The 1457-nt window shown below is 34.5% G+C and carries 2 protein-coding genes; both read right to left on the reverse strand.

Annotated features, from left to right (window positions below):
• Positions 1–291, reverse strand: a 291-nt coding sequence (locus CXF78_RS00320; RefSeq protein ID WP_180957000.1) for a heme NO-binding domain-containing protein, incomplete at its 3' end; no start/stop codon positions are given.
• A 111-nt stretch (positions 292–402) separates the two neighbouring features.
• On the reverse strand, positions 403–1457 hold a 1055-nt coding region (locus CXF78_RS00325), incomplete at its 5' end, for an ATP-binding protein (protein WP_145991272.1).

Consider the following 1457-nt stretch of genomic DNA (forward strand, 5'->3'; position numbering starts at 1 on the left):
TCCCATAACTAAAGAACTAAAGTCAGTAAACCTTTCTACAACGGTGGTATGATTATTTGCTAATCCAGAAAACAAATAGTGACCAAATGCTTTTACAACGTCTTGTAATGGAAGTTCTAAAATCTCCGCTACATCGGTCGCGATTGAAAATAGCTCCGTTTCTGGGTAGTTTTTTGCTGAGATATAAACTCTATCTGCTGGTGTATGCTTTGCTAATAAGTCATTCCACACAAGCATGCCGCATTGTTCAACTATCATATCTTCGAGTACGTTAAAAATAATACCTTTCATAAAACCTCACATGTTATCAATATTGCGATCTTTTCGCTGAGTTATTATCGCTTTTAGCTTTCATAGCATTTAACGCAAACATCTAAAATTTATATTATTATTGGCAGGCTTCTATAACACATTGTGCTTAATTTTGGTGTCTGTTAAAGATGTCATAAAGAGTGTACAGACTTCATTAAGTGCTTTGTTTTCTTTAATTGCAACTTCTGCTTTATGTGCACTATTACTGAGCTCCATTAGATTCAAACATGCGCTGGTACCTTTAATTTTATGCAATAAATTTAATAAATTATCTATATTCATAGATTGTAAGATTTGTTCTATTTCATCAGGAATACTGTGTAAACTAATCAGGTAGTCTTGTCTAAGTTGTTCACCCTCATCTTCAGATTTAAGGTTATTATCTAAACTTGGTTGCTCTTGAGTGGACAGATCCTTACTGTTCTCAATATGCGGGAGCAGGGCAGATAATAGCGTTAATAACTTAGATTTGTTAATTGGTTTGGTTAATTCTGCATTGAATGGCGAAAGATGAGGATTATTGGTATTTTCAAAAATGTCCGCACTTAACGAAATAATTGGCGTATTAAATCCACATTTTCTTAATTTTAACGCAGTCGTTAAACCATCCATAACAGGCATTTGTTGGTCCATGATTATGACATCAGGGCATTCAGTTAGCGCTATGTCTAAGGCTTGCTGGCCATTATTGCCGAACAATAAATGTACTTGAGTGTTTTTGAGGTAAGAGGCGAGTAAGAGTCTGATATCTTTTACATCATCTACGATAAGTAATTTTCCTGATAACGATTTTAGGTTTTCAATTGTTGGTTGAACAGTTGAAAGACTCGTTGATGTAAATGCAGGCGTTATTTGTTTAGTCGCTAAAATTAATGAAAATACCGTACCTTTACCCAATTCACTTATTAATGAAAGATCAATTTCCATAGCATCGGCTAGATTTTTTGTGATGTATAAACCCAGTCCAGTACCACCGAAATCTCGACTTATACTCGAATCTCCTTGAGAGAATGCACTGAATAAGGAGGTTTGTTGTATTTTGCTGATGCCAATCCCTTGATCACGAATATTAATTTTTAGCATATTATTGTCGATCATAAAGGCTTCTACAGTGATAGTACCTGTATTAGTAAATTTAATGGCGT

The organism is Shewanella sp. 11B5 (assembly GCF_002836795.1).
Classification (GTDB): domain Bacteria; phylum Pseudomonadota; class Gammaproteobacteria; order Enterobacterales; family Shewanellaceae; genus Shewanella; species Shewanella frigidimarina.